This is a genomic window from Streptomyces spiramyceticus (genome assembly GCF_028807635.1).
Classification (GTDB): Bacteria; Actinomycetota; Actinomycetes; order Streptomycetales; family Streptomycetaceae; genus Streptomyces; species Streptomyces spiramyceticus.
The window spans coordinates 1,607,786-1,628,482 of sequence record NZ_JARBAX010000001.1 but is presented as its reverse complement, the minus strand read 5'-3'; the positions used below and the strand labels follow the sequence as shown (position 1 = coordinate 1,628,482).

Here is a 20,697-nt window from a genome sequence, read left to right as displayed (position 1 = left end):
GCGGAACCTTCGCTTCCACACAAGATCCTCACAGGTGGGGCTCCCGTTGTCCCCCCTCGGACGCATAATCTGCGGGCGCCATGGACTACTGCCACTCCTGCCGCAGGCACCTCAACGGCGCTCTGGCCTGTGCCGGATGCGGAGCCCCCATCGGGGAGCTCAGCCGCACCGCTCCTCGCGCGGCTGTGCCCGAGCACTTCGAAATGCCCCAAAGGCCTGGAGCGTGGCAGACGCCCGATGTGCCGGAGCAGTACGAGGAGAGGCGCTACGGCGGCGGGCAGTACGACGGCGACGGCAACTACGCCGATTACGGCGACCCCTATTACGCCGACGGTTCCATTGACGAAGGCGACGGCGACGACAGCGACGCTCCCGCCGCGCGCGACGACCTCCCCGAATCCGACGATTCCGGCGGCCGCGGCGCACGCCGATCGCGGCGCTCCCGCCGGGCGCACCGCCGCCGGGGCCGCAAGGTCGCACTCGTCTGCATGGGCCTGGTGCTGGCCGGGGGTGCGCTGAGCCTCGCCGAGCTGGCCACCGAGTCCTCGGGGGAGGGGCAGGCGTCCGCTCCCTCGGGCGACGGGGACGAGGGCGACCCGAGCGGGTGGTCGACCCCGACGGGCGACGGCGGCCTCTCGGGCGACGGCGGTATTCGGGACGCGCATGCGGATCCGTCCGCGTCGGCCAGTAAAGCCTCGGCATCCGCGAGCGCCTCCGCCTCCGCCAAGGCGTCGAAGTCCGCCTCGCCGAAGGCCTCGGCCACCGGCAAGTCGTCCGCTCCGGCATCCGGCGACTCGGGCGGTGCGCCCTCGCAGGCCACGGGCGAGCCGTCGTCCGCACCGGCCCCCGCGCCCCCGCCACCCCCACCGCCGTCGTCCGAGCAGCCGGCCCCCAAGCCCAAGCCCACGCCGACACCGGATCCGAAGCCGCCCGAGACCTGCGACCAGTTCCTGTGGTGGTGCACCTGAGCGGAGCGCCGGGCCGCCACGGCTCCGGGGGCGCGTAGGCCCCCGGGTTGATCAGTGCCCCAGCATCCGCTTCAGCAGGTCCCGCAGCACCGTTCGCTCGTCGTCCGACAGCCGGCCGAGCGGCTCGCGCGCGAAGTTCAGCGAGTCCCGCAGTTTGGCCGCGGTCTGCCGCCCCTCGTCCGTGACGGCGGCCAGCTTGACCCGTCGGTCGGCCGGGTCGGGCCGCCGCTCCACCAGGCCGCGCGCCTCCAGCCGGTCGACGATCCCGGTGATGTTCGACGGCTCGCACTTCAGCTTCTGGGCGATACGGCGCATGGGCATCGCTTCGAGGGAGAGGAGCCCCAGGACGCGCGCCTGGGCGCCGGTGAGCGCATATGTGGCCGCCGCTTCGTCGTACTCGTCGTGGTAGCGGGACACGACCTCGCCGATCAGCTCGACGACTTCCAGGGTCAGGTGGCCTGTGCGAGGGGTCATGCGAACCATCGTACCCATTTACTTGACAACGTGAAATATCCAGGAGCATGGTTGTTTCAGTACCTGAAGCTTTTCTTAGGAGGTCGCACCGCATGACCGCACTGCCCACGACCGGCCGTTCCTGGCACCTCGTCGCCCGCCCGCACGGCTGGCCCAAGGCCGAGGACTTCGCCCTGCGCGAGGCCCCGGTGTCCGCGCCGGCCGAGGGTCGCATTCTGGTCCGCAACCTCCACTTCTCGGTCGATCCCTACATGCGCGGCCGCATGAACGACGTGAAGTCGTACGTCCCGCCCTTCCAGCTCGACGAGCCGATGGACGGCGGCGCGGTCGGCGAGGTCATCGCCTCCGGCGACGAGCGCTTCGCCGTCGGCGACCACGTCCTGCACGGCCTCGGCTGGCGCGAGTACGCCGACGTCAACGCCAAGCACGCCACCAAGGTCGACGCCTCACTCGCCCCGCTCTCCGCCTACCTCGGCGTACTGGGCATGACCGGCCTCACCGCCTACGCGGGCCTCTTCGAGGTCGCCTCCTTCAAGGAGGGCGACGCCGTCTTCGTCTCCGGCGCGGCCGGTGCGGTCGGCAGTCAGGTCGGCCAGATGGCGAAGCTCAAGGGCGCGTCGCGGGTCATCGGCTCGGCCGGCTCGGCCGAGAAGGTCAAGCTCCTCACCGAGGAGTACGGTTTCGACGCGGCGTTCAACTACAAGGACGGCCCCGTCGCGGAGCAGCTGCGCGAGGCCGCTCCCGACGGCATCGAGGTCTACTTCGACAACGTCGGCGGCGAACACCTCGAAGCGGCCATCGGCTCGCTGAACGTGCACGGCCGCGCCACGATCTGCGGAATGATCGCGCAGTACAACAACACCGAGGCCACGCCCGGTCCGCGCAACATGGCGCTGATCATCGGCAAGCGGCTCCGGCTGCAGGGCGTGCTGGTCGGCGACCATGCCGCGCTCCAGCCGCAGTTCGTCAAGGACGTCTCGGGCTGGATCCGCTCCGGCGAGCTCAAGTACAACGAGACCGTCGTCGAGGGCATCGAGAACGGCTACGACGCATTCGTCGGCCTGCTCCGCGGTGAGAACACCGGAAAGATGATCGTTTCTCTTACCCGATAGGCTCACCCACAGCCGCCGCGGTCGTGGGCGCGAGTCGCGGCGTACCAAGCAGGAGGATTCCTCAGCATGACCATCCAGGCCATTGACGTGAAGTACACCGCTGTCGCCACCGCGGAGAACGGCCGTGACGGCCGTGTCGCCTCGGACGACGGCAACCTCGACGTCGTCGTGAACCCGCCGAAGGAGATGGGCGGCAGCGGCGCCGGAACCAACCCGGAGCAGCTCTTCGCGGCCGGCTACAGCGCCTGCTTCCAGGGCGCGCTCGGCGTCGTCGCCCGCAAGGAGAAGGCCGACATTTCGGGCTCCGTCGTGACGGCGAAGGTCGGCATCGGCTCGAACGGCGACGGTGGCTTCGGTCTTGAGGTCGCGCTCAGCGCCCACATCCCGAACGTGGATGCGGCCACCGCGAAGGACCTGCTGGAGAAGGCGCACCAGGTGTGCCCGTACTCCAACGCCACCCGCGGCAACATCAAGGTTGAGCTGTCCGTCGTCTGATTCCGGCGCACCGCACAAGGTGAAGGGCCGCACCCCGTCCAGGGGGTGCGGCCCTTCACCTCGTAATACGGCCTTCCGAGTCGCTCAGCCCGCCGAGTTGATCAACGCCCGTCCGACCTGCGCGTAGATGCCCTTCGGGTGCGCACGGAACAGCGGCTCCGTACCGAACAGCACCACGCTCGCGCCCTTGGCCGCCGTACCGCTGACGACCGCAGCCTTGCCGGCCGCGTCCTTCGGGCCGCCGCTGCCGTCCTCGGCCGCGCGCCAGTGGCCGGAGACGAGCGGGTTGCCGGCGCCGTACGACTGGTCGACGCGGACGCCGGGACCGAGGTCGGTGAACCACACCGGCGAGTAGACGAAGGTGTGGGCGGGGGCGCCGCCGGTCACGGGACCGCCTGCGTTGACGACCCGTACGACACCGTTCGCGTCACCGTTGCCCTCGACGGGCTCGGCCGCCAGCAGACCGGCATCGGCATTGAGCGCCGCACCCGCCGCGCCACGGCCGACCAGCCCTCCACCGCCCGCGAGGAAAGCGTCGAGTGCGCCGCGCGCGGCCGGTTCGAGCTTCCCGTACTCCAGCCCGGACGACACGAACAGCACGTCCGCCTTCGACCAGTCGAAGCCCGCGTTGAGCGTCGCCGTGGACACCGGCAGTACGTCGAAGCCCATCTCGCGCAGCGCGAACAGCTCGCCCGGCGTCACGGCAGCGGCGACCCGGGTCCGGCCGAGCGGGGCGACACCCTTGGCCTTGGTGGCGTGGAAGGCGACGCCGTAACGGTCGGCGAGCGCCGCGGCCTTCTTACGGGCCGATGCGGGCACGATCGCACTGCCGTCGGCGGTACGCCGTACCTTCACGCCCGCTGTCAGAAGGGAGTTGAGGGCGGTGAGCTCCTTGGGGTCGTCGAGCCGCAGCTGAAGATCACCGCGAGGCGCGACGTACCCGGTGGGTGACGCGGCATGCACCGGACGCCCCGGAACATCCACCCCACCAGAAGCCTTCTGTACCTTCTCAACACTCGCGCCCCACAGCAGCCCGAGACTCCATCCGGAGATGTCATACATGGTCGACACATCGGCGCTGATGTCGCGCCCCTCGGACAGGATCACATTGGCCAGACCGCGCTTGGGCTGCCGCATGTCGACGACGTAGGACCCCGCCTCGTACGCACGCCCGCCGAGCTTGAAGTCCCGCCGGGCACGCTCCACCCGCACGTCATTGGCGACGAGATGGTCGACGAGCCGCGCCGCGGCGGTAGCGGACCGCTGCGTCCGCCCGGCCGGGACGACGTACGCCCGCGGAAAGCCGGTCGTATAGACGTCCTCGGGCCCGATGCCGGGCACGCCCGGCACGGTCTCCGCCGACACCGGCACCTGCGCGGCGCCTGCCGCACCGCGCCGGAAGGTCTCGATCTGGTCGGCGATGACGGAAGTGCGCTTGGCCGCCGTGTAGTCGAGGGAGGCGCGCATCGCGGCGCCCGCGATGTCCGTGTTGATGGCGGCCCTGCGGCGCAGCTCATCGACGGGCAGCGTGTCGTACGACTTGTTGTTGACCTGCATCGGGAACTCGATGGTGTGCGCCGCGACCGCGCCCTGGAAAGGCATGTACTGCGGCGTGAAGATCGGCGGCCAGTCGTCCCAGCCCTCTTCCTCGTCGCGGAAGGGGATGACGGCGGGCTCGACACCGTCCTTGGCGGGCGTATAACCGAGCCCGTTCACAGCCCGTTCCATCCCCAGCGCATTCGCATACGAATTCTTGAGGAAGAGGTCGTACTCGTAATTCTCGCCGTGCGGCGGCGTCGTCGGCTCGATGAGCGTGCCGTTGACGTACCCGTGCAGGTCGAGCATCACGGCGGGCTGCTTGTCGATGGCGATCTGCCGGATCGCGCGGGCCTCGGGCTGGGTGGCGGTGATGAAGTCCCGGTTGAGGTCGAAGCCGTTGGCGTTGGCGCGGGTGCCCGCGATCCGCCCGTCGGGATTGGCAGTCACATTGAGATAGATACGGGTCTTCGCCAGCAGATCGGCGGTCTTGCCGTCCTTTGCCTTCGCGAGCTTCTCGATGAGCTTCAGGGCGGCGTCCGTACCCTCCCATTCATTGCCGTGGATGTTGTTGTTGATGAAGACGGGTGCTTTGTAAGTCGCCTTGATACGACGGTCCTTGGCGGCGGCGCCCGGCGAATTCTCAATGAGCTCCCGCATCCGCTCCTGCTCGCGCGCCTCGCGGGAACTCTCGGGCGCGGTGACAGTGACGAGATAGAGCTGATGCCCACCGGCGGACCGTCCGGCGACCTCGACACTGACCCGATTGCCCAGCTTCTGAAGGGCGTTGAGCTTCGGTGCGATGGAGTGGTACGGCGTGAGCCCCAGCTTGATGGACTTGTCGGCCGGGTTGGGGGCGGGCGGGGTGAGGGTGGTCCGGCGCGGATAACCACGGTCGTGCTTGAGCCCGGGGGACTTCGCCGCATCGAGCGCGTTGGCGGCGGCGGAAGCCGGATTCCGGGCCGCGGCCGCCCCTTGCCCACCGGCGGCCCGCTCCCGGTGTACGCCGCCGTCCCGGCCCCCGTCCCGGCCGTCGCCGGGGTGGGCGGTGGCTGGGACGGGGGAGAGGAGGAGTGCGCTCGCGATGGCGGCGGTGGTGATGAGGAGAGGTCTCGGTATGCCTGTGCCCATGCGTATCTCCGGATCGTCGGATGCGTTCGGATGCGTTCGGATGCGTTCGGATGCGATCAGGGATGGTGATCGACCGGTACGCAGGGGTCTACCTCTTCAACCGCGTGACGACAAGGGGGTATTGGGGCGGCAGGGACCAGAGAGGCGCACTCCTCAGGCGGTGTCGGGCGCGACCGGAGGCCAAGGGATCTCGGCCAGCACGGGCAGCAGCGCTTCCTCCTCGTAATCGAGATGGGCGGTCAATTCCTCCGACATCCGATCGAGTTCACTTCGGAAACGCAGCGGATCGGCGCTGCTGACATCGCCCAGCAGGGCAACGAGTTCCCCTTGAATACGCGCAACCGTCCGGTGCTCGGCCCGAAGCCGGTCGAGGGCCTCGCGCAAGTGGGGGTGGTAGCCCCCAATGGCGTTGAACAGGTGCGCGTCCTCGCTGGTGTGATGGAACTCCAGGGTCTGGCAGAACGCCAGGCAGTGCTGCCGTATCTGCAGCCCGAGCCCCGGAGGCACCGAGGCTTCCCCGGCCCCCTGCCGATCGGCCCGCGCGGCGAAGTGCGCGTCGACCTCGTCGCTCACATGCCGCAACTGCCCGCGCAGCCAGGTGTGTACCTCGATGAGCTTGTCGGCGAGATTGCTGACTTCGCGGGGCGCTCCCTCGTGCTCCGCCCGCTCCAGCACCACGACCGGCAGGACCCGCTCAGTACGGGCCTGGTAATCCCCGTACCCCGGATCCACACCCACAAAGAGCTCGAACAACTCGTCACGCCGCGCACCCTCGGCCGGGACGGCAATCGCCTCGAACGACTCGGTGCCGATCTCCACCTGCACCTGGGGCCGGGCGAGCAGGTTGTGGTACCAGGCGGGATGGCGGGGCGCACCGGCGGCGGACCCGACGACCAGCAGCACGTCGCCGTCGCGGACGTAGCCGAGGGGAGCGGTGTGCTGCTTCCCCGACTTCACGCCCGTGGTGGTCAACAGAAGGAGGTCGCCGCCTTCGAAGGGGCCACCGACCTTTCCGCCGTTGGCTCGGAACTCGTCGATGACCGCTTGATTGAAGGAAGTGGGCATACTGTGTCAAATCTCCTGAATGAGGGCATGGGGTGGCGCTGAGGGGTGGATGAGGGCGCACGGCGACGTACGGGGACGTACGGGACGTACGGACGTCACACGCCGGTGCTGAACACGGCGGAGGACGAGGGGACGCGAGACGGCGCGAAGGCGCTTACGTCAGGCGAAAGGGGGGTGCGGAGTATGAACTCATGGCATGTCCCAAGGTGAAAGGTGTTCGCCCAACTACCGGCCTGCCCACTGCTCTTTGGCCGGCGTCACGCGACACGCGCCCCATTACAGCCACCGGCCGGCCAACTGTCAACGCGCTATCGTCCACTTGTGCTGACCCTGACACGCCTACGAGCCGATCACGCGCCCGCGCTCCTGGCCTTCGAGCGGGAGAACCGCGCGTACTTCGCCCGCTCGATACCCGATCGCGGCGACGACTACTTCAAACACTTCGAAGCCCGCCACGCCGCGATCCTCGCCGAACAGGCCGCCGGGCTGCACCACTTCCATGTCCTGCAAGACGACCAGGGCGACGCGATCCTCGGACGCGTCAACCTGATCGACATCACGGCGGCCGGAACCGCCGAGCTCGGCTACCGAATAGCCGAACGAGCCGCAGGCCAGGGCCTGGCCACCACGGCAGTACAAGACCTCTGCACACGCGCCGCAACCGACTACAACCTCACCTCACTCACCGCAGTCACCACGACCGACAACCCGGCCTCGAAGGCCGTCCTGACCCGCGCCGGCTTCGCCCCGGTCGAAGACATCGTGCTGGACGGCCGCCCGGGCACCCGCTACAGCCGCACACTGGGCGTCGGCGGCGATGAGGCATTGCCTCCGCCGCCCGGTTCCAGTGCGCTGAAACCATCGTGAAACCGCGCTGAATGCGCCCTGCCGCAACCTCTGCGGCATGACGACAACGACATCGCACTCTCCCGCCATCGCGGCCAAGGGGCTGCGCAAGGCCTACGGGGACAAGACGGTCCTCGACGGCATCGACCTGGCGGTGCCGGCCGGCACCGTCTTCTCCCTGCTCGGCCCGAACGGCGCCGGCAAGACCACCGCCGTCAAGATCCTCTCCACCCTCATCACCGCCGACGCCGGCGATCTGAACGTCGGCGGCCACGACCTGGCCACCGACCCGCAGGCCGTGCGCGCCGCGATCGGCGTCACCGGGCAGTTCTCCGCTGTCGACGGCCTGATCACCGGCCAGGAGAACATGCTCCTCATGGCGGACCTGCACCAACTCTCCCGCAGCGAGGGCCGCCGTACCGCCGCCGAACTCCTTGAGCGCTTCGACCTGGTGGAGGCCGCGAAGAAGCCCGTCTCCACCTACTCCGGCGGCATGAAGCGCCGCCTCGACATCGCCATGACGCTGGTCGGCAATCCGCGGATCATCTTCCTCGACGAGCCGACCACCGGCCTCGACCCGCGCAGCCGCCACACCATGTGGGGGATCATCCGCGAGCTGGTCTCCGGCGGCGTCACCGTCTTCCTCACCACCCAGTACCTGGAGGAGGCCGACGAGCTCGCCGACCGCATCGCGGTGCTGAGCGACGGCAAGATCGCCGCCGAGGGGAGCGCCGACGAGCTGAAGCGGCTCATCCCGGGCGGGCACGTGCGGCTTCGGTTCGCCGACCCGGCCGCGTACCAGTCCGCCGCCGTGGCCCTGCGCGAGGCCACCAGGGACGACGAGGCGCTGTCGCTGCAGATCCCCAGCGACGGCAGCCAGCGCGAGCTGCGCTCCATCCTCGACTGGCTGGACTCGGCCGGCATCGAGGCGGACGAGCTGACCGTGCACACCCCCGACCTCGACGACGTGTTCTTCGCCCTGACCGGCGGAACCAAGGTCCCCAACCAGCCCAAGGAGTCTGTCCGATGAGCACCCTCTCCGTCGCCGTACGCAACTCGAACACGATGCTGCGCCGCAACCTCCTGCACGCCCGGCGCTACCCGTCCATGACCCTGAACCTGCTGCTCACGCCGATCATGCTGCTACTCCTCTTCGTCTACATCTTCGGAGACGTGATGAGCGCGGGCATCGGTGGCGGCGGCGCCGACCGCTCCGACTACATCGCCTATATCGTCCCGGGCCTCCTGATGATGACCATCGGCAGCACCGTGATCGGGGCCGCGATCTCCGTCTCCATGGACATGACCGAGGGCCTCATCGCCCGCTTCCGCACGATGGCGGTCTACCGCGGGTCGGTGCTCATCGGACACGTCGTCGGCAGCGTGCTGCAGGTGCTGGCCAGCCTGGTCCTCGTCGGTGCCGTCGCCGTGGCCATCGGCTTCCGGTCCACGGACGCCACGGCCCTGGAGTGGCTGGCGGCGTTCGGGCTGCTCGCGCTGTTCGCCCTGGCGCTCACCTGGATCGCGGTCGGGATGGGCATGGCCGGCCCGAACCCCGAGGCGGCCAGCAACATGGCCATGCCGCTGATCCTCCTGCCGCTCATTTCGAGCGCCTTCATCCCGGCCGACACCATGCCGGGCTGGTTCCAGCCGATCGCCGAGTACCAGCCGTTCACGCCCGCCATCGAGACCCTGCGCGGCCTGCTGCTCGGCACCGAGATCGGCAACAACGGGTGGATCGCGATCGCCTGGTGCGTCGGCCTCACCGCGCTCGGCTACCGCTGGTCGACGGCGTTGTTCAACCGCGACCCGAAGTAACCGCCATGACAGCGCGGGCCGCCTCCCGCAGCTCGTCCCGCTCCAGGGCGGCGTACTCCGACACCGCGTCGGCGTACGCCGCCCTGGCAGCTTTCCCGGCGGCCCCGACCGCCTGCCGGGCGCGGTCCGCCGACATCGTCGGCTGGTAGTCGCGCTGCACCCGCAGCCGTTCGGCCAGCGCGATCATCCGTACGGCACCGGCGTCACCGGAGGCGAGCCCAGCCATGCCAAGGGCGTGCAGCACCGTCCCGAACACAGGGAGCTCCATGGGCGAGCCGGACGGACCGGAGAGCAGGGTCCGCAGCCCCTGCCGCAGCCGGTCGACCACCTCCGCGACCAGCTTGAGACGGCCGGCGTGCGCGTGCGCCGTCACCGCCGCCGACTGGATCTTCAGCGCCCACCGGTCGAGGAAGGGATCGCCGCTGTACATCGAGCCGGCCTCGGCCACCCCCTCCACGGCGCTGCGCCACAAGCCGAGCCCGACCTCCGTCAGTCCGCGGGCGAGCGCGATCTCGGCGCGGCCGCCGAGGTCGGCACTGTCGGTGTCGTCCTTCTGCAGGGTGTTGACGTCCTCCGCCTGCCGCAGCCAGTACTCGGCCTCGTCGGGGTCGCCCCGCTGCAGGCAGGCGAGGACGAGGCCCCAGCGGACGCCGATGGAGTCGTGCTCGTCGCCGAGCCGCGGCAGCGCCTCGAGCGCCGCCTTGAAGTGCCCGTACGCGGCCTCGCCCTGCTCCATCTGCAAACACAGTTGGCCCAGCCGGGAGTGGCCCATGACCTGTAGGAACGGGTTGTTGACCGGCGCCAGTGCGGCGATGGTCCGGCGAGCCGAGGCGAGCGCGCGGTCGATGTCGTGCTCGTACTCCCAGACGTAGGTGGCGACGCACTCGGCGATGCCTGCGAGCAGCGGCTGCTCGCTGTCGCAGAGCCGCCGCAGCGCGTCGTAGTCGGGAGGCAGCATCTCGGGGACCGCGCTCAGCACTGCCGCGATGGCGCGCAGCAGCGTGTCCGGCGGGGCCGGGGGCAGCCGCCGGAGGGTGACGAGCTGGCGTACGACGTGCGGGCCGTAGCCCATGAACAGGCTCGCCGTGCACAACACCGCAGCGGCGCGGGCGACTTCGACGTATTCGGGCTCGGGGTAGTAGTGCGACAGCGGCGGGCCGGTGTCCGCGGCGAGGGCGGCGAGGCGGAGGTAGTTGGAGTCGGTGGACCACAGGGCGGCGAGGACGGCGGTGAGGGCGGCGGTGGTGGGGCCGTCCGCACGGGCCAGGGCGTGCCGCAGGGCCGGCATGAGGTTGTCCTGCTCGGCCCTGATCCGCTCCCAGGCAACCTGCGGTTCTGAGCCGAAGAACCAGTCGTGGTACGCGACCCCGAAGTCCCGCGCCCAGGCGAGGAACCGGCCGATGGCCTCCTCGTCCTCGCCCGCCTCCGCGCGCCGGGCCGCGCTGAACTCCCGTATGGTCTCCAGCATCCGGAACCGCACGCCGGCCGGGCTGTCGACGACGGTGATCAGCGACTGATCGGCCAACTGCTCAAGCAGGAACAGCGCATCCTCGCCCAGCACCTGCTCCGCCGCCTCTCCGGAGAAGCCGCCGGGGAAGACGGACAGCGTGCGCAGCGCCGCCCTTGCGTCCTCCGCAAGCAGGTTCCAGCTCCACTCCACGACCGCGTGCAGCGTGCGGTGGCGCTCCGGCACGTCCCGCGCCCCGCCGCGCAGCAGCGCGAACCGGTCGCCGAGGCGGCGGGCGATCTCCGGCACCGAAAGCACCCGCACCCGCGCCGCGGCCAACTCCACGGCCAGCGGCAGCCCGTCGAGGTGGCGGCACAGCTCGGCCACCGCGTCCGGCGGCAGCTCCACGCCGGGCCTGGCGGCCCTTGCCCGCTGCCTGAACAGCTCGACGGAGGTGTCGAGAGCGAGCTCCGGCAGCGCGTACACCGCCTCCGATGTGAGGCCGAGCGGGGCCCGGCTGGTGGCGAGCACCCGCAGGTCCTTCGAGGACGAGACCAGGGCCCGTACGAGGCCGGCGGCGCCCCGGACGACCTGCTCGCAGTTGTCGAGAACCAGCAGCGCGGGCCCGGAGCCGAGCACGCCGAGGATGCCGGACACCGGGTCGGCCGGGTCGTGGCCGCTCATGGCGCCGGGCCGCCCCTCGCCCGCGCCGAGCGCGGAGGCCACCTCCGCGGCCACGTCCTCGTCCGCTGTGACGCCGGCGAGCGGCACGAAATACACCACGCGCTGCTCGTTCCCCAAGCTCTCGGCTTCTTCCCCAAGCTCTCGACTTCGCTCGAGCAGGGGAGACCCCATTGAGCAGGGGAGACCCCATTGGCGGCTGACGGCGTGCGCGAGCCGGGTCTTGCCGAGGCCGCCGGGGCCGACCACGGTGACGGCGCGGGAGGCGCGCAGCAGCCGCTGCACCGCCGCGATGTCCTCGTCCCGGCCGAGGAGCGGATTCGGCTCGTGCGGCACGCCGTGCCTGACCACGGGCGCCTCGCCGCGCAGCAACTCCTGCTGTACGGCCTTGAGCCTGGCGCCCGGATCCGTGCCGAGCTCGTCGCGCAGCTCGCGGCGGTATGCCTCGTACCGCGTCAGCGCGGCGGACGGGCCCGCCGTCGCCGCCTCACCGCGCAGCAGCGCGGCGAGCACCTCCTCGTCGCGAGGATGCTCCGAGGCGGCCACGGCCAGCGGCCCGGCCGCCTCCGCATGCCGTCCGAGGCGGGCGAGCGCGAGCGCCTGCGCGCGTACGAGCGTGCCGCGGACGGGGACGCGCTCGGTGCGCAGCGCCGCCACGGGGTCTGTGCTTTCGCCGGGTCCGCCGGCCCCGTCCGGGGTGCCCTCCCACAGCGCGAGCCCGGCCTCGGCCGCGGCCAGCGATCCCGCATGGTCCCCGGCCCTGGCCCGGTCCGCGCTCGTGGCGGCGTACAGCAGCAGGGCGGAGCTGTCGACCTGATCCTCGGCGAGGGTGAGCCGGTATCCGGTCGGCGTGCTGGCGACGACGTCGGCGCCCAGCTGCGCCCGAGCCCTGGACACGAGGACCTGCACCGCCTTTGCCGGCCGCTCCGGCAACTCGTCCGGCCACAGTCCCGCCACGAGGCGCTCGGTGCTGCAGCCGGTGCGCAGGTCGCCCGCGAGCAGGGCGAGGAGGTCGCGGAGCCGGGGCGCAGTGATCTCCAGCCCGCGATAGGCGACGCGCGGCAGCAGGGTCAGGTCGGTGGTCACCCGTGCAGATTAGCCAAGGCGCCGGCCGCCGGAACTCCCGCCGCGGGCCGAACTCCCGCTGCGCGGGCGGCCGTCGCCCAACGCCCGCCCGGGCGGCTGCCGCAGCCGCGCCGACCGCTTCTCCCGCGAGTGGATCGCCCTCGGCGACGGCGATCCGGCGGCGGGCAGGTGAGCAGCGTCTGCTGAGCGACAGGGGATAGGGGGGAGCGTCAGGCGTTCGCGCCGATAGGCTGGTTCCATGCGTGATCTCGGGGTGGGTTTCGGTTACTTGATGAAGGGCCAGCGGTGGGTTGGCCGGCATGGCAAAGCGTACGGTTTCGGTCTTTTGCCCGGGCTTGTGACCTTCTTGCTGTACCTCGGTGCGCTGTTCGGGCTGATCTACGGGGCCGATGACCTCACCGCCTGGGCCACCCCCTTCGCCGACGACTGGGGCTCCCCCTGGCTCGGCCTCTTCCGCGGTGCGCTGACCGCGCTGGTCTTCGCCCTCGCACTGTTCCTCGCGGTGATCACCTTCACCGCCGTGACGCTCCTCGTCGGGCAGCCCTTCTACGAGTCGCTGTCCGAGCGCGTCGACCGCTCCGTGTCCCCGGACGGGACCGCCCCCGAGTCGGGCCTGCCGCTGATCCGGGAGCTGTGGATCTCGGCGCGTGACAGCGTGCGCGTTCTCGCCCGGGTGGTGCTGTACGGCGTCCTGCTCTTCGCCTGCGGGTTCGTCCCCGTCGTCGGCCAGACCGTCGTACCCGTCATCGGCTTCTGCGTCTCCGGGTTCTTCCTTGCGGAGGAGCTAACGGCGGTGGCGCTTCAGCGGCGCGGCGTCGAGCTGAAGCAGCGGCTGACCCTGCTGCGCGGGCGCCGCCTGCTCACTCTCGGGTTCGGCGTACCGCTCACGCTCGCCTTCCTCGTTCCGCTGGTTGCCGTCTTCCTGATGCCCGGCGCTGTGGCCGGCGCCACGCTTATGGCGCGGGATCTGCTGGAGGAGCCGTCGGCCGACGCCGACGGTGTCGCTGCGCCGCCGGTTACCGCGTAAGTACGTCCGCCAGGGCCAGGCCCGGGCGGTCCGTCGCGGCCTCCGCCGTCGTCGTGCCGTCCGGGGCCCACACCGCGCTCAGACCGCAGCCGACGTACGGGCCGGACCGGCCCACGTGGTTGGCCAGGGCGACGTACAGGCCGTGGTCCTTCGCCAGCGAGGGGTAGACGGCGGTGCGCTCCCGCTCGCCGTTGCCCTTCCAGTAGAGCGAACTCGCCAGGTAGATCTCGCACTTGTCGGCCGCCGCCCGTTTCGCGAGCTCCGGGAAGTGGTTGTCGAAGCATGTCGCGAGGGCGAAACGTACGCCGTCCAGCTCGAAGCGTCCGTCGCCCGTGCCCGGTGAGAAGACCTCGCTCTCTGCTTCGTACAGGTGCTGCTTGTCGTAGCGCGTGAGCAGTGCGCCGTCCTGGCCGAAGACGAAGGACGTGATGGCGGGGAGCGCGGCACCGTGCGTCGGCGCCGCGCAGTTCACCACCGCCGCCGTGGACGTCTCGCGGCAGGCCGCCCTGATCGGTTCCAGGCGCGGGTCCTCCGGGGTGACCAGCAGCGACGGGTCCTTCGTGAGCAACTCCAGCTCGTAGCCCGTCAGCGCCAGTTCCGGGAAGACCGTGATCCGGGCTCCGCGTCCGGCCGCCTCCCGGACATCCGCCGCCATCCGCCGCGCGTTGGCCTCGACGGAACCGGGCTCGGACGTGAACTGTGCCGCTGCGACGATCATGCGGACCAGTATCCGGAAAGCGGTTGATCGCCGGACGCCGGGGCGTGAGCATCGGGGCCATGACCGAAGTGATAGCCGTAGCCGTCATCACCCTCCTCGCAGTCATCAGCCCGGGCGCCGACTTCGCGATGGTCGTCCGTAACAGCTGCCTCTACGGGCGTACGACCGGCCTGTTCGCCGCCGCCGGAGTCGCCGCGGGCGTCCTCGTCCACGTCACGTACACGATGCTCGGCGTCGGACTGCTGATCGCCTCGTCGACCGAGCTCTTCACCGCGATCAAGCTGGCGGGTGCGGCCTATCTCGTCTGCATCGGGGTCCGGACCTTCGTCGCCCGCGCCGACCTCACCGTCGACCTGTCGTCGAAGCCGGCGCTGGGACCGGTCGGCGCTCTGCGTTCCGGGTTCCTCACCAATGTGCTCAATCCGAAGACGACCCTCTTCGTCGTTTCGACCTTCACTCAGGTGGTCGGGCCCGGAACCCCTATGTGGCAGCAGGCGGGCTACGGCCTGTTCATGTCGGCCGCCCACCTCGGCTGGTTCGGTGCGATCGCGCTCTTCTTCTCCGACTCCCGGCTGCGGGCCGCCATGCTGCGCCGCCAGAAGGCCCTCAACCGTGCCATCGGCTCGGTGCTGGTCGGGCTCGGCGTCACCCTCGGATTCGCCCGCTGAGCTTGCCCGCCGCCACGCCGATGATCGCCCGCACCTGCGCAATGATGTCCAGCCGGTTCCGTACGAACGCGGGGTCCGTGATCTCCGACGTATTCCCCGCACCGAACTCCAGCACCGGTGTGTGCACATGTCCGCCCGGCAGCTCGTCCAGCCCGAGCCGGTCCCGCAGCAGCGTCGCGCGGTAGGCGATCTCGTTGGAGAGGTAGTTGCCGCCGCCCCCGGCGCGTGCCGACGAGCCGGGGGTCGGGCCCTGCGGGCGCACCACGGGCGTGGTTTCGCCCGCCGGGATCTCCGTCACCGACGTGTTGTCGTACACCGGGAAGCGACCGGTCTCGGCGGCCACGATCTCCTTGTACGGGAGCGTGGTCGACGTCCACTGGGGCTGCGACGCGGGATCGGCGACCGGCACGGTCTCCGTGCGCGAGATGTTCTCGTTGTCCGGGAAGCCGCCGCGCCACGCCCCGTTGGTGCGCTCGATGTCGATCCGCCCCACCCGCCCCTGGCTGACCGTGGTGAACGCGTCGACGCGCGGAAGCTCGCTCCGCAGCGTGCGTTCGACCGTACCGTCGGCGAAGTCCTGCCAGCGGACCGGGAAGACGGCGGTCTCGATGCGGGCGAGGCGGCCGTCGGCGGTACGGATGACCGTGCCGTCCAGGGCGAGCGCCGTCGCGCCCGACGGGTTGCTGATGCGGACGTCCCGGTCGAGCGTGAACGGGTCGAAGCCCGTCATCAGGATGCGCTTCACGCCCTTGAAGCCCTTCCCCGCCGGGAAGCGGATCGCGTCCTGGCCGCGCGACGACCGTTCGAGACGGTCCAGCAGCTTCGCGCGCTCCGCGTCCGGCAGCCCGAACGACGCCTGCCACTGCCGCAGTTCCCGCGTCATCCCCAGCCGTGCCCAGTACAGCGGCCGGTCGTCGTCCCTGCTGAGGTCACCGCCCGCCGGGCCCCGCCCCTGCGCCCGGTCCACCGACCGCTGCCACAGCCGCGACCCGTGTCGCACGACGGCCCGCTCGGCCGCCTCGTACGACCGTGCCCCACGCAGCGCCTGCCCGAAGTCGGGCGCCACCGCGTCGAATCCGCTCCGCCGCAGAATCTCCTGCGGCACGGCCCGGTCCAGCCGCTGCTCCTCGACCGTTGCGGGAGACGTCGGCTCCGCCGCCGTCGCGGGCAGCGACGTCGCGAGAAGTGGCACGAGAGCGAGAAGGGCGACGCCAAGTGCGCGGCGCCCGGGACGTATCGGGGACACAGGTGATCCTTCCGTCGGGTGGCGGAAGTATCGCGGTACGCCAGTGACTTGCGCTACGGGGCGGGCTCGCGTTGCAGGAGGGAGAGGAAGTCACGGAAGGCAGCCGGCATGTCGACCGACCCCGGGTCGAGCAGCCACTGGTACTGAAGCCCGTCCATGACCGCCACCACCAGCGGCGCCGCCTGTTCCGGCGTCAGCCCGCCCGGCAGCCGCTCGCCGTACTCCCCGCGCAGCGCGGCCGCCATGCCCTGGCGCACCTGCGCATAGCGGTGGGTGAAGAACTCCCGGGCCGGGTGTTCCTCGGTGACGCTCTCGCCGAGGAGGGCCGAGAAGGTCTGTACGACACCGGGCCGCATCGCGTTGTACTCGACGAGCGGGTCGAGCAGGTCCAGCCGCCAGGCCTCGGAGCTGCGCCCCGCGCCCCCCGTGTCCCACTGGTCGCGCTCCTCCAGGACGGCGACGAGCAACGCGTCCTTGGTGGGGAAGTAATGAAGCAGCCCCTGCTGGGTCAGGCCGACGCGCTCGGCGACCGCGCTCAGCGACGCACCCCGGTAGCCGCGTTCGGCGATCACTTCGAGGGCCGCGCGCAGAATCTCCGCCCGCCGCTCCTCGCTCCTGGCCCTGGCCATGGTCCTGGTTCCTTCCCCTCGTACGTGCTGGCAGGACGGTACGCCATCGTCAATAATTACGAGTAGATAACAAAGCCTACCGTTCTACAGGTAAACGAGTGACGATGAAAAGGAACCAGCACGACTCAACGAGGAGGTACGGCCCGTGGCAGTCCAGCCCACCACCCAGGACGCACAAGGCGAGCAGGCCCGTAACGCGGCAGTCGAGGCGGCACTCGGCAAGCTCGGTCTCGACGCCAAGGCCCGCCTCCTGGGCGGCCAGGACATGTGGTCGCTCCCCGCGCTCCCCGAGATCGGCCTGAAGTCCCTCGTCATGTCCGACGGCCCGGTCGGCGTCCGCGGCGTCCGCTGGACCGCCGACGACCCGTCCGTCGCACTCCCGTCCCCGACCGCACTCGCCGCCACCTGGGACCCGGAGCTCGCCCGCCGCGCCGGTCGTCTCCTCGCACAGGAGGCCCGCCGCAAGGACGTGCACGTCCTCCTCGCCCCGACCGTGAACCTGCACCGCTCACCGCTCGGCGGCCGCCACTTCGAGTGCTACTCCGAGGACCCGTTCCTGACGGGAGAGATCGGCACCGGTTATGTCCGGGGCGTCCAGGACGGCGGAGTCGGCACCACCGTCAAGCACTTCGTCGCCAACGACGCCGAGACCGACCGCTTCACGGTCGACAACATCATTACGCCGCGCCCCCTGCGCGAGCTGTACCTCGCCCCCTTCGAAGCCATCGTCAAGAACGCCCACCCTTGGGGCATCATGGCGGCGTACAACCAGGTCAACGGCGTCACCATGACCGAGCACCGCTACCTCCAGAACGAGGTGCTGCGCGGCGAATGGGGCTTCGACGGCTACATCGTGTCCGACTGGATGGCCGCCCGCTCCACCCGGGGCGACATCGAAGGCGGCCTCGACGTCGCCATGCCCGGCCCCGTCACCGTCTACGGCGAGGCGCTCGCCGGGGCCGTCCGCGCGGGCGAGGTCGACGAGGCCGTGCTCGACGAAGCCGTACGCAACGTCCTGCGGCTCGCCGCCCGCGTCGGCCTCCTCGAAGGCGCTCCCGCCGTGGTGAGCGAGCTGCCGGAGACCGTCGACGGCCATGCGCTGGCCCGCGAGGTGGCCCGCCGCGCCTTCGTCCTCGTACGCAACCAGGTACGCGACGGCCGGCCGGTACTCCCCATCGACGCCTCGAAGATCCGCAAGCTCGCGCTCGTCGGCGCCTCCGCCCGCGACGCCCGCGTCCTCGGCGGAGGCTCCGCCACCGTCTTCCCCGAGCGCGTCGTCGCCCCGCTCGACGGCCTCGCCGCCGCACTGCCCGCCGGCACGCTGACGTACGCCGTCGGGGCCGACCCCAGCGACGAACTCGGCCCCGCCGACAAGGGCTTCGAGCTCCGGGCCGTCTGCCGCGACGCCACGGGCCACGTCATCGGCAGCCGCTCCCTCCCCGGCGGCCAGGTCCAGTGGATCGGCAACGACCTGCCCGACGGCGTCACCCACGAGACGCTCCGCACCGTCGAGGTCAAGGGCACCTTCACCCCGCGCGAGAGCGGCGAGCACGCCTTCGGCACCCGCGGCATCGGCGCGTTCACCCTGACCGTCGGCGGCGAGGTTCTCTACGACGGTGTCCAGCCGATGTCGGACGCGTCCGACCCCTTCGAGGCGTTCTTCGGCGCCCCGGCCGAGCGCGGCCGCGCCCGCCTCACCGAGGGCGAGCCGGTCGAGGTCTCCCTCGTACACGCCGTCGACAAGGCAGACGCCGCCCCGCTCCCGGCGGTCATGTTCTCGTTCCTGCACGGAGCGCCGCAGCGCGACGCCGACGAACTGATCGCCGAAGCCGTCGAGGCCGCCCGCGACGCCGACACCGCCGTCGTCGTGGTCGCCACCACGGAAAGCGTCGAATCCGAGGGCTTCGACCGCACCGACCTGCGCCTCCCCGGCCGTCAGGACGACCTGGTCCGCGCGGTCGCCGCCGTCAACCCGAACACCGTCGTGATCGTCAACTCCGGCTCCCCGGTGGAGATGCCCTGGCGCGACGACGTGGCCGCGGTGCTGCTCGGCTGGTTCCCGGGGCAGGAGGGCGGCGCGGCGCTGGCCGATGTGCTGCTCGGCGCCGAGGAGCCGGGGGGCCGGCTGCCGACCACCTGGCCGGTCTCCTTCGCCGACGTACCGGTGACGGACGTAGCGCCGCAAGACGGCGAACTGCACTACGCCGAGGGGCTCTTCATCGGCTACCGCGCCTGGGACAAGGCGGGCGCAACCCCTGCGTACGCCTTCGGCCACGGCCTCGGCTACACCACTTGGGAGTACGAGTCCCTGGAGGTGACCCCTGCGGCGGCCAAGGTCCGCGTACGCAACACCGGTTCACGCACCGGCCGGGAGGTCGTCCAGGTGTACGTGGCCCCGCAGTCGGACTCGGCCGAACGGCCGGTGCGGTGGCTGGCGGGCTTCGCCGGCGTGGAGGCCGGCCCCGGCGAATCGGCGGAAGTGGAGATCACGATTCCGCGTCGCGCCTTTGAGATCTGGGACGAGCAGGACAACTCCTGGTCTCTCGTCCCCGGTTCGTACGAGGTCCGGGCCGGCCGCTCCATCGCCGACAGCCGCCTGGGCGCCACCCTGGACGTCCAGGCCTGAGACAGGCCGAGGGAGGGCGGGCATTTTCCCTGCCCGCCCCCGGAGTGTCTGTCGCTGCGGAGTGTCTGCCCTCGGCGTGTCCGTCCCTGCTCAGGGGCCTGCCCCCGGGCTGGGCCATCACCTGAGCCATGGCGAGGCCCGTGCTAGGCACTTCAATAGTGCTTATTCCGGAGGCTCTTTCGCCGTGATGTTCCGGTACGCGATCTCCGCGAGCCGCTCCTGCCCGTTCTTGCTCGGGTGGAACCAGTCCCAGTGGCTCAACTGCTCACCGGAGAACCGGTAGTCGAAGACCGCCCCGCCGTCGTACCGGCAGCGGGCGTCCTTGGCACACACGTCCTTGAGCACCTTGTTGTACGCGACGACCCGCTCCTGCACCGAGTCGCGCCGTGTCACCGCCGCCGTGTCCATGGCGTCCGCGTCGCCCAGCATCGACTGGCAGATCCCCAGCTTCCAGATCTGCTTGCCCAGCGCGTTCCCGCGCCCCTCGGACCAGAGCCGCTTCAGATCCGGCACGCTCGACACGTACACCTGCGACTTCGGCAGCTCGCTGCGCAGCTTCTTCAACGACGTCTCGAAATATGTCCGGAAGTCAGCCACCGATGTCATGTGCGACACGCTGTCCCGGCAGGCGTCATTCGCGCCCACCATGACGGTCACCAACTCCGGTTTCTGTGCAACGGCCTGCGTCATCTGCTCCGGCAGATCGGCGATCCGCGCCCCGGACTTCGCGTGGTTCCAGCTGCGCCCGGCCGCCGCCGTCCCGCCGAGAAGGCGCCACGCCACGCTGCGCACCTCTTTGTCGGTGCCTGTCGCCCAGGACACCTCGGGGCAGTCCGCGAGTACCGTGCACGCGTCGAAACCGCGCGTGATGGAGTCCCCAACAGCGGCGATGGACTCCGGACTGCGGTCCCAGGGCGGCGTCGGCCTCGGGGACGGCCGCTGATCCGCCGACGAACCGCCGTTGCCGGACGGGTCCCCCGAGTCGCAGCCCGCGAGCACGCCGAGCGGTACAAGAAGCGCCGCCGTCGCAGTGGCGACGGCGGCGCGCGACCGGCGGCTGAGATGGCTGTCCCGCATCCCGTGTTCCCCTCCATGGCGTCTTACATGGCGTCCTGGCGAGTGAA

General features: G+C 70.7%; 17 protein-coding genes. 9 read left to right on the top strand and 8 right to left on the bottom strand.

The window, feature by feature from the left end:
• Positions 1-80 precede the first annotated feature (80 nt).
• Positions 81-968 carry an SCO2400 family protein gene (locus PXH83_RS07330; protein ID WP_420803126.1) on the top strand — a complete coding sequence of 296 codons (888 nt, stop codon included), beginning with the start codon at positions 81-83 and terminating at the stop codon, positions 966-968.
• A gap of 51 nt (positions 969-1,019) precedes the next feature.
• On the opposite strand, the gene PXH83_RS07325 is transcribed toward PXH83_RS07330, so the two are convergent.
• Positions 1,020-1,442: a MarR family winged helix-turn-helix transcriptional regulator gene (locus PXH83_RS07325; RefSeq protein WP_274557966.1), complete on the bottom strand. Its 423-nt coding sequence runs from the start codon at positions 1,440-1,442 to the stop codon at positions 1,020-1,022.
• A 92-nt stretch (positions 1,443-1,534) separates the two neighbouring features.
• Between PXH83_RS07325 and PXH83_RS07320 the strand changes: the two genes are divergently transcribed.
• Entirely contained in the window at positions 1,535-2,554 is a 1,020-nt protein-coding gene (locus PXH83_RS07320; RefSeq protein ID WP_274557964.1) for an NADP-dependent oxidoreductase, read from the top strand.
• 66 nt (positions 2,555-2,620) lie between these two features.
• A complete protein-coding gene (locus tag PXH83_RS07315; protein ID WP_274557962.1) occupies positions 2,621-3,049 on the top strand; it encodes an organic hydroperoxide resistance protein in 429 nt (142 codons plus the stop codon).
• 84 nt (positions 3,050-3,133) lie between these two features.
• Here PXH83_RS07315 and PXH83_RS07310 read toward each other — a convergent pair whose 3' ends face one another.
• Both PXH83_RS07310 and PXH83_RS07305 read right to left on the bottom strand, forming a co-directional pair.
• Positions 3,134-5,716: a M14 family zinc carboxypeptidase gene (locus tag PXH83_RS07310; RefSeq protein WP_274557961.1), complete on the bottom strand. Its 2,583-nt coding sequence runs from the start codon at positions 5,714-5,716 to the stop codon at positions 3,134-3,136.
• A gap of 153 nt (positions 5,717-5,869) precedes the next feature.
• On the bottom strand, positions 5,870-6,781 hold the full coding sequence (locus PXH83_RS07305) for a nitroreductase/quinone reductase family protein (protein WP_274557959.1): 912 nt from the start codon (positions 6,779-6,781) through the stop codon (positions 5,870-5,872).
• A gap of 321 nt (positions 6,782-7,102) precedes the next feature.
• On the opposite strand from PXH83_RS07305, the gene PXH83_RS07300 reads away from it, so the two are divergent.
• Genes PXH83_RS07300 through PXH83_RS07290 form a run of 3 tightly spaced genes read left to right on the top strand, consistent with a single transcriptional unit; the run spans position 7,103 to position 9,445 of the window.
• Complete coding sequence (locus PXH83_RS07300) at positions 7,103-7,648, top strand: GNAT family N-acetyltransferase (RefSeq protein WP_274557958.1); 546 nt, start codon at positions 7,103-7,105, stop codon at positions 7,646-7,648.
• A gap of 37 nt (positions 7,649-7,685) precedes the next feature.
• A complete protein-coding gene (locus PXH83_RS07295) occupies positions 7,686-8,657 on the top strand; it encodes an ATP-binding cassette domain-containing protein (protein ID WP_274557956.1) in 972 nt (323 codons plus the stop codon).
• Positions 8,654-9,445 (top strand): ABC transporter permease, encoded by a 792-nt coding sequence (locus PXH83_RS07290; RefSeq protein WP_274557954.1) that lies wholly within the window; start codon positions 8,654-8,656, stop codon positions 9,443-9,445. Before PXH83_RS07295 ends, PXH83_RS07290 begins: the two co-directional genes overlap by 4 nt.
• Here the strand turns inward: PXH83_RS07290 and PXH83_RS07285 are convergent.
• Positions 9,426-12,659 carry an ATP-binding protein gene (locus PXH83_RS07285; protein ID WP_274557953.1) on the bottom strand — a complete coding sequence of 1,078 codons (3,234 nt, stop codon included), beginning with the start codon at positions 12,657-12,659 and terminating at the stop codon, positions 9,426-9,428. The two genes, PXH83_RS07290 and PXH83_RS07285, sit on opposite strands and share 20 nt — an antisense overlap.
• Before the next feature lie 238 nt (positions 12,660-12,897).
• On the opposite strand from PXH83_RS07285, the gene PXH83_RS07280 reads away from it, so the two are divergent.
• Positions 12,898-13,686, top strand: a complete 789-nt coding sequence (locus PXH83_RS07280; protein ID WP_274557952.1) for an EI24 domain-containing protein — start codon at positions 12,898-12,900, stop codon at positions 13,684-13,686.
• Here PXH83_RS07280 and PXH83_RS07275 read toward each other — a convergent pair.
• Positions 13,676-14,404, bottom strand: coding sequence for a carbon-nitrogen hydrolase family protein (locus PXH83_RS07275; RefSeq protein ID WP_274557951.1), 729 nt, complete (start codon positions 14,402-14,404; stop codon positions 13,676-13,678). The two genes, PXH83_RS07280 and PXH83_RS07275, sit on opposite strands and share 11 nt — an antisense overlap.
• Before the next feature lie 59 nt (positions 14,405-14,463).
• On the opposite strand from PXH83_RS07275, the gene PXH83_RS07270 reads away from it, so the two are divergent.
• Complete coding sequence (locus tag PXH83_RS07270; protein WP_274557950.1) at positions 14,464-15,072, top strand: LysE family transporter; 609 nt, start codon at positions 14,464-14,466, stop codon at positions 15,070-15,072.
• Here the strand turns inward: PXH83_RS07270 and PXH83_RS07265 are convergent.
• Together PXH83_RS07265 and PXH83_RS07260 are read right to left on the bottom strand one after the other, a co-directional pair.
• Positions 15,050-16,318, bottom strand: a complete 1,269-nt coding sequence (locus tag PXH83_RS07265) for a pyroglutamyl-peptidase I (protein ID WP_274557949.1) — start codon at positions 16,316-16,318, stop codon at positions 15,050-15,052. The two genes, PXH83_RS07270 and PXH83_RS07265, sit on opposite strands and share 23 nt — an antisense overlap.
• Positions 16,319-16,371: 53 nt before the next feature.
• Positions 16,372-16,947: a TetR/AcrR family transcriptional regulator gene (locus PXH83_RS07260; RefSeq protein WP_274557948.1), complete on the bottom strand. Its 576-nt coding sequence runs from the start codon at positions 16,945-16,947 to the stop codon at positions 16,372-16,374.
• A gap of 145 nt (positions 16,948-17,092) precedes the next feature.
• On the opposite strand from PXH83_RS07260, the gene PXH83_RS07255 reads away from it, so the two are divergent.
• Positions 17,093-19,573 (top strand): beta-glucosidase family protein, encoded by a 2,481-nt coding sequence (locus tag PXH83_RS07255; protein WP_274557947.1) that lies wholly within the window; start codon positions 17,093-17,095, stop codon positions 19,571-19,573.
• A 162-nt stretch (positions 19,574-19,735) separates the two neighbouring features.
• Here PXH83_RS07255 and PXH83_RS07250 read toward each other — a convergent pair whose 3' ends face one another.
• Positions 19,736-20,650: an SGNH/GDSL hydrolase family protein gene (locus tag PXH83_RS07250; protein WP_274557946.1), complete on the bottom strand. Its 915-nt coding sequence runs from the start codon at positions 20,648-20,650 to the stop codon at positions 19,736-19,738.
• Positions 20,651-20,697 lie beyond the last annotated feature (47 nt).

What these genes read in the sequence shown, in the direction of transcription:
- PXH83_RS07260 (WP_274557948.1), bottom strand. Translation starts at nt 16,947, where the DNA reads ATGGCCAGGGCCAGGAGCGAGGAGCGGCGGGCGGAGATTCTGCGCGCG.
- PXH83_RS07280 (WP_274557952.1), top strand. Translation starts at nt 12,898, where the DNA reads ATGCGTGATCTCGGGGTGGGTTTCGGTTACTTGATGAAGGGCCAGCGG.
- PXH83_RS07325 (WP_274557966.1), bottom strand. Translation starts at nt 1,442, where the DNA reads ATGACCCCTCGCACAGGCCACCTGACCCTGGAAGTCGTCGAGCTGATC.
- PXH83_RS07295 (WP_274557956.1), top strand. Translation starts at nt 7,686, where the DNA reads ATGACGACAACGACATCGCACTCTCCCGCCATCGCGGCCAAGGGGCTG.
- PXH83_RS07270 (WP_274557950.1), top strand. Translation starts at nt 14,464, where the DNA reads ATGACCGAAGTGATAGCCGTAGCCGTCATCACCCTCCTCGCAGTCATC.
- PXH83_RS07305 (WP_274557959.1), bottom strand. Translation starts at nt 6,781, where the DNA reads ATGCCCACTTCCTTCAATCAAGCGGTCATCGACGAGTTCCGAGCCAAC.
- PXH83_RS07330 (WP_420803126.1), top strand. Translation starts at nt 81, where the DNA reads ATGGACTACTGCCACTCCTGCCGCAGGCACCTCAACGGCGCTCTGGCC.
- PXH83_RS07250 (WP_274557946.1), bottom strand. Translation starts at nt 20,650, where the DNA reads ATGCGGGACAGCCATCTCAGCCGCCGGTCGCGCGCCGCCGTCGCCACT.
- PXH83_RS07310 (WP_274557961.1), bottom strand. Translation starts at nt 5,716, where the DNA reads ATGGGCACAGGCATACCGAGACCTCTCCTCATCACCACCGCCGCCATC.
- PXH83_RS07320 (WP_274557964.1), top strand. Translation starts at nt 1,535, where the DNA reads ATGACCGCACTGCCCACGACCGGCCGTTCCTGGCACCTCGTCGCCCGC.
- PXH83_RS07290 (WP_274557954.1), top strand. Translation starts at nt 8,654, where the DNA reads ATGAGCACCCTCTCCGTCGCCGTACGCAACTCGAACACGATGCTGCGC.
- PXH83_RS07315 (WP_274557962.1), top strand. Translation starts at nt 2,621, where the DNA reads ATGACCATCCAGGCCATTGACGTGAAGTACACCGCTGTCGCCACCGCG.
- PXH83_RS07275 (WP_274557951.1), bottom strand. Translation starts at nt 14,404, where the DNA reads ATGATCGTCGCAGCGGCACAGTTCACGTCCGAGCCCGGTTCCGTCGAG.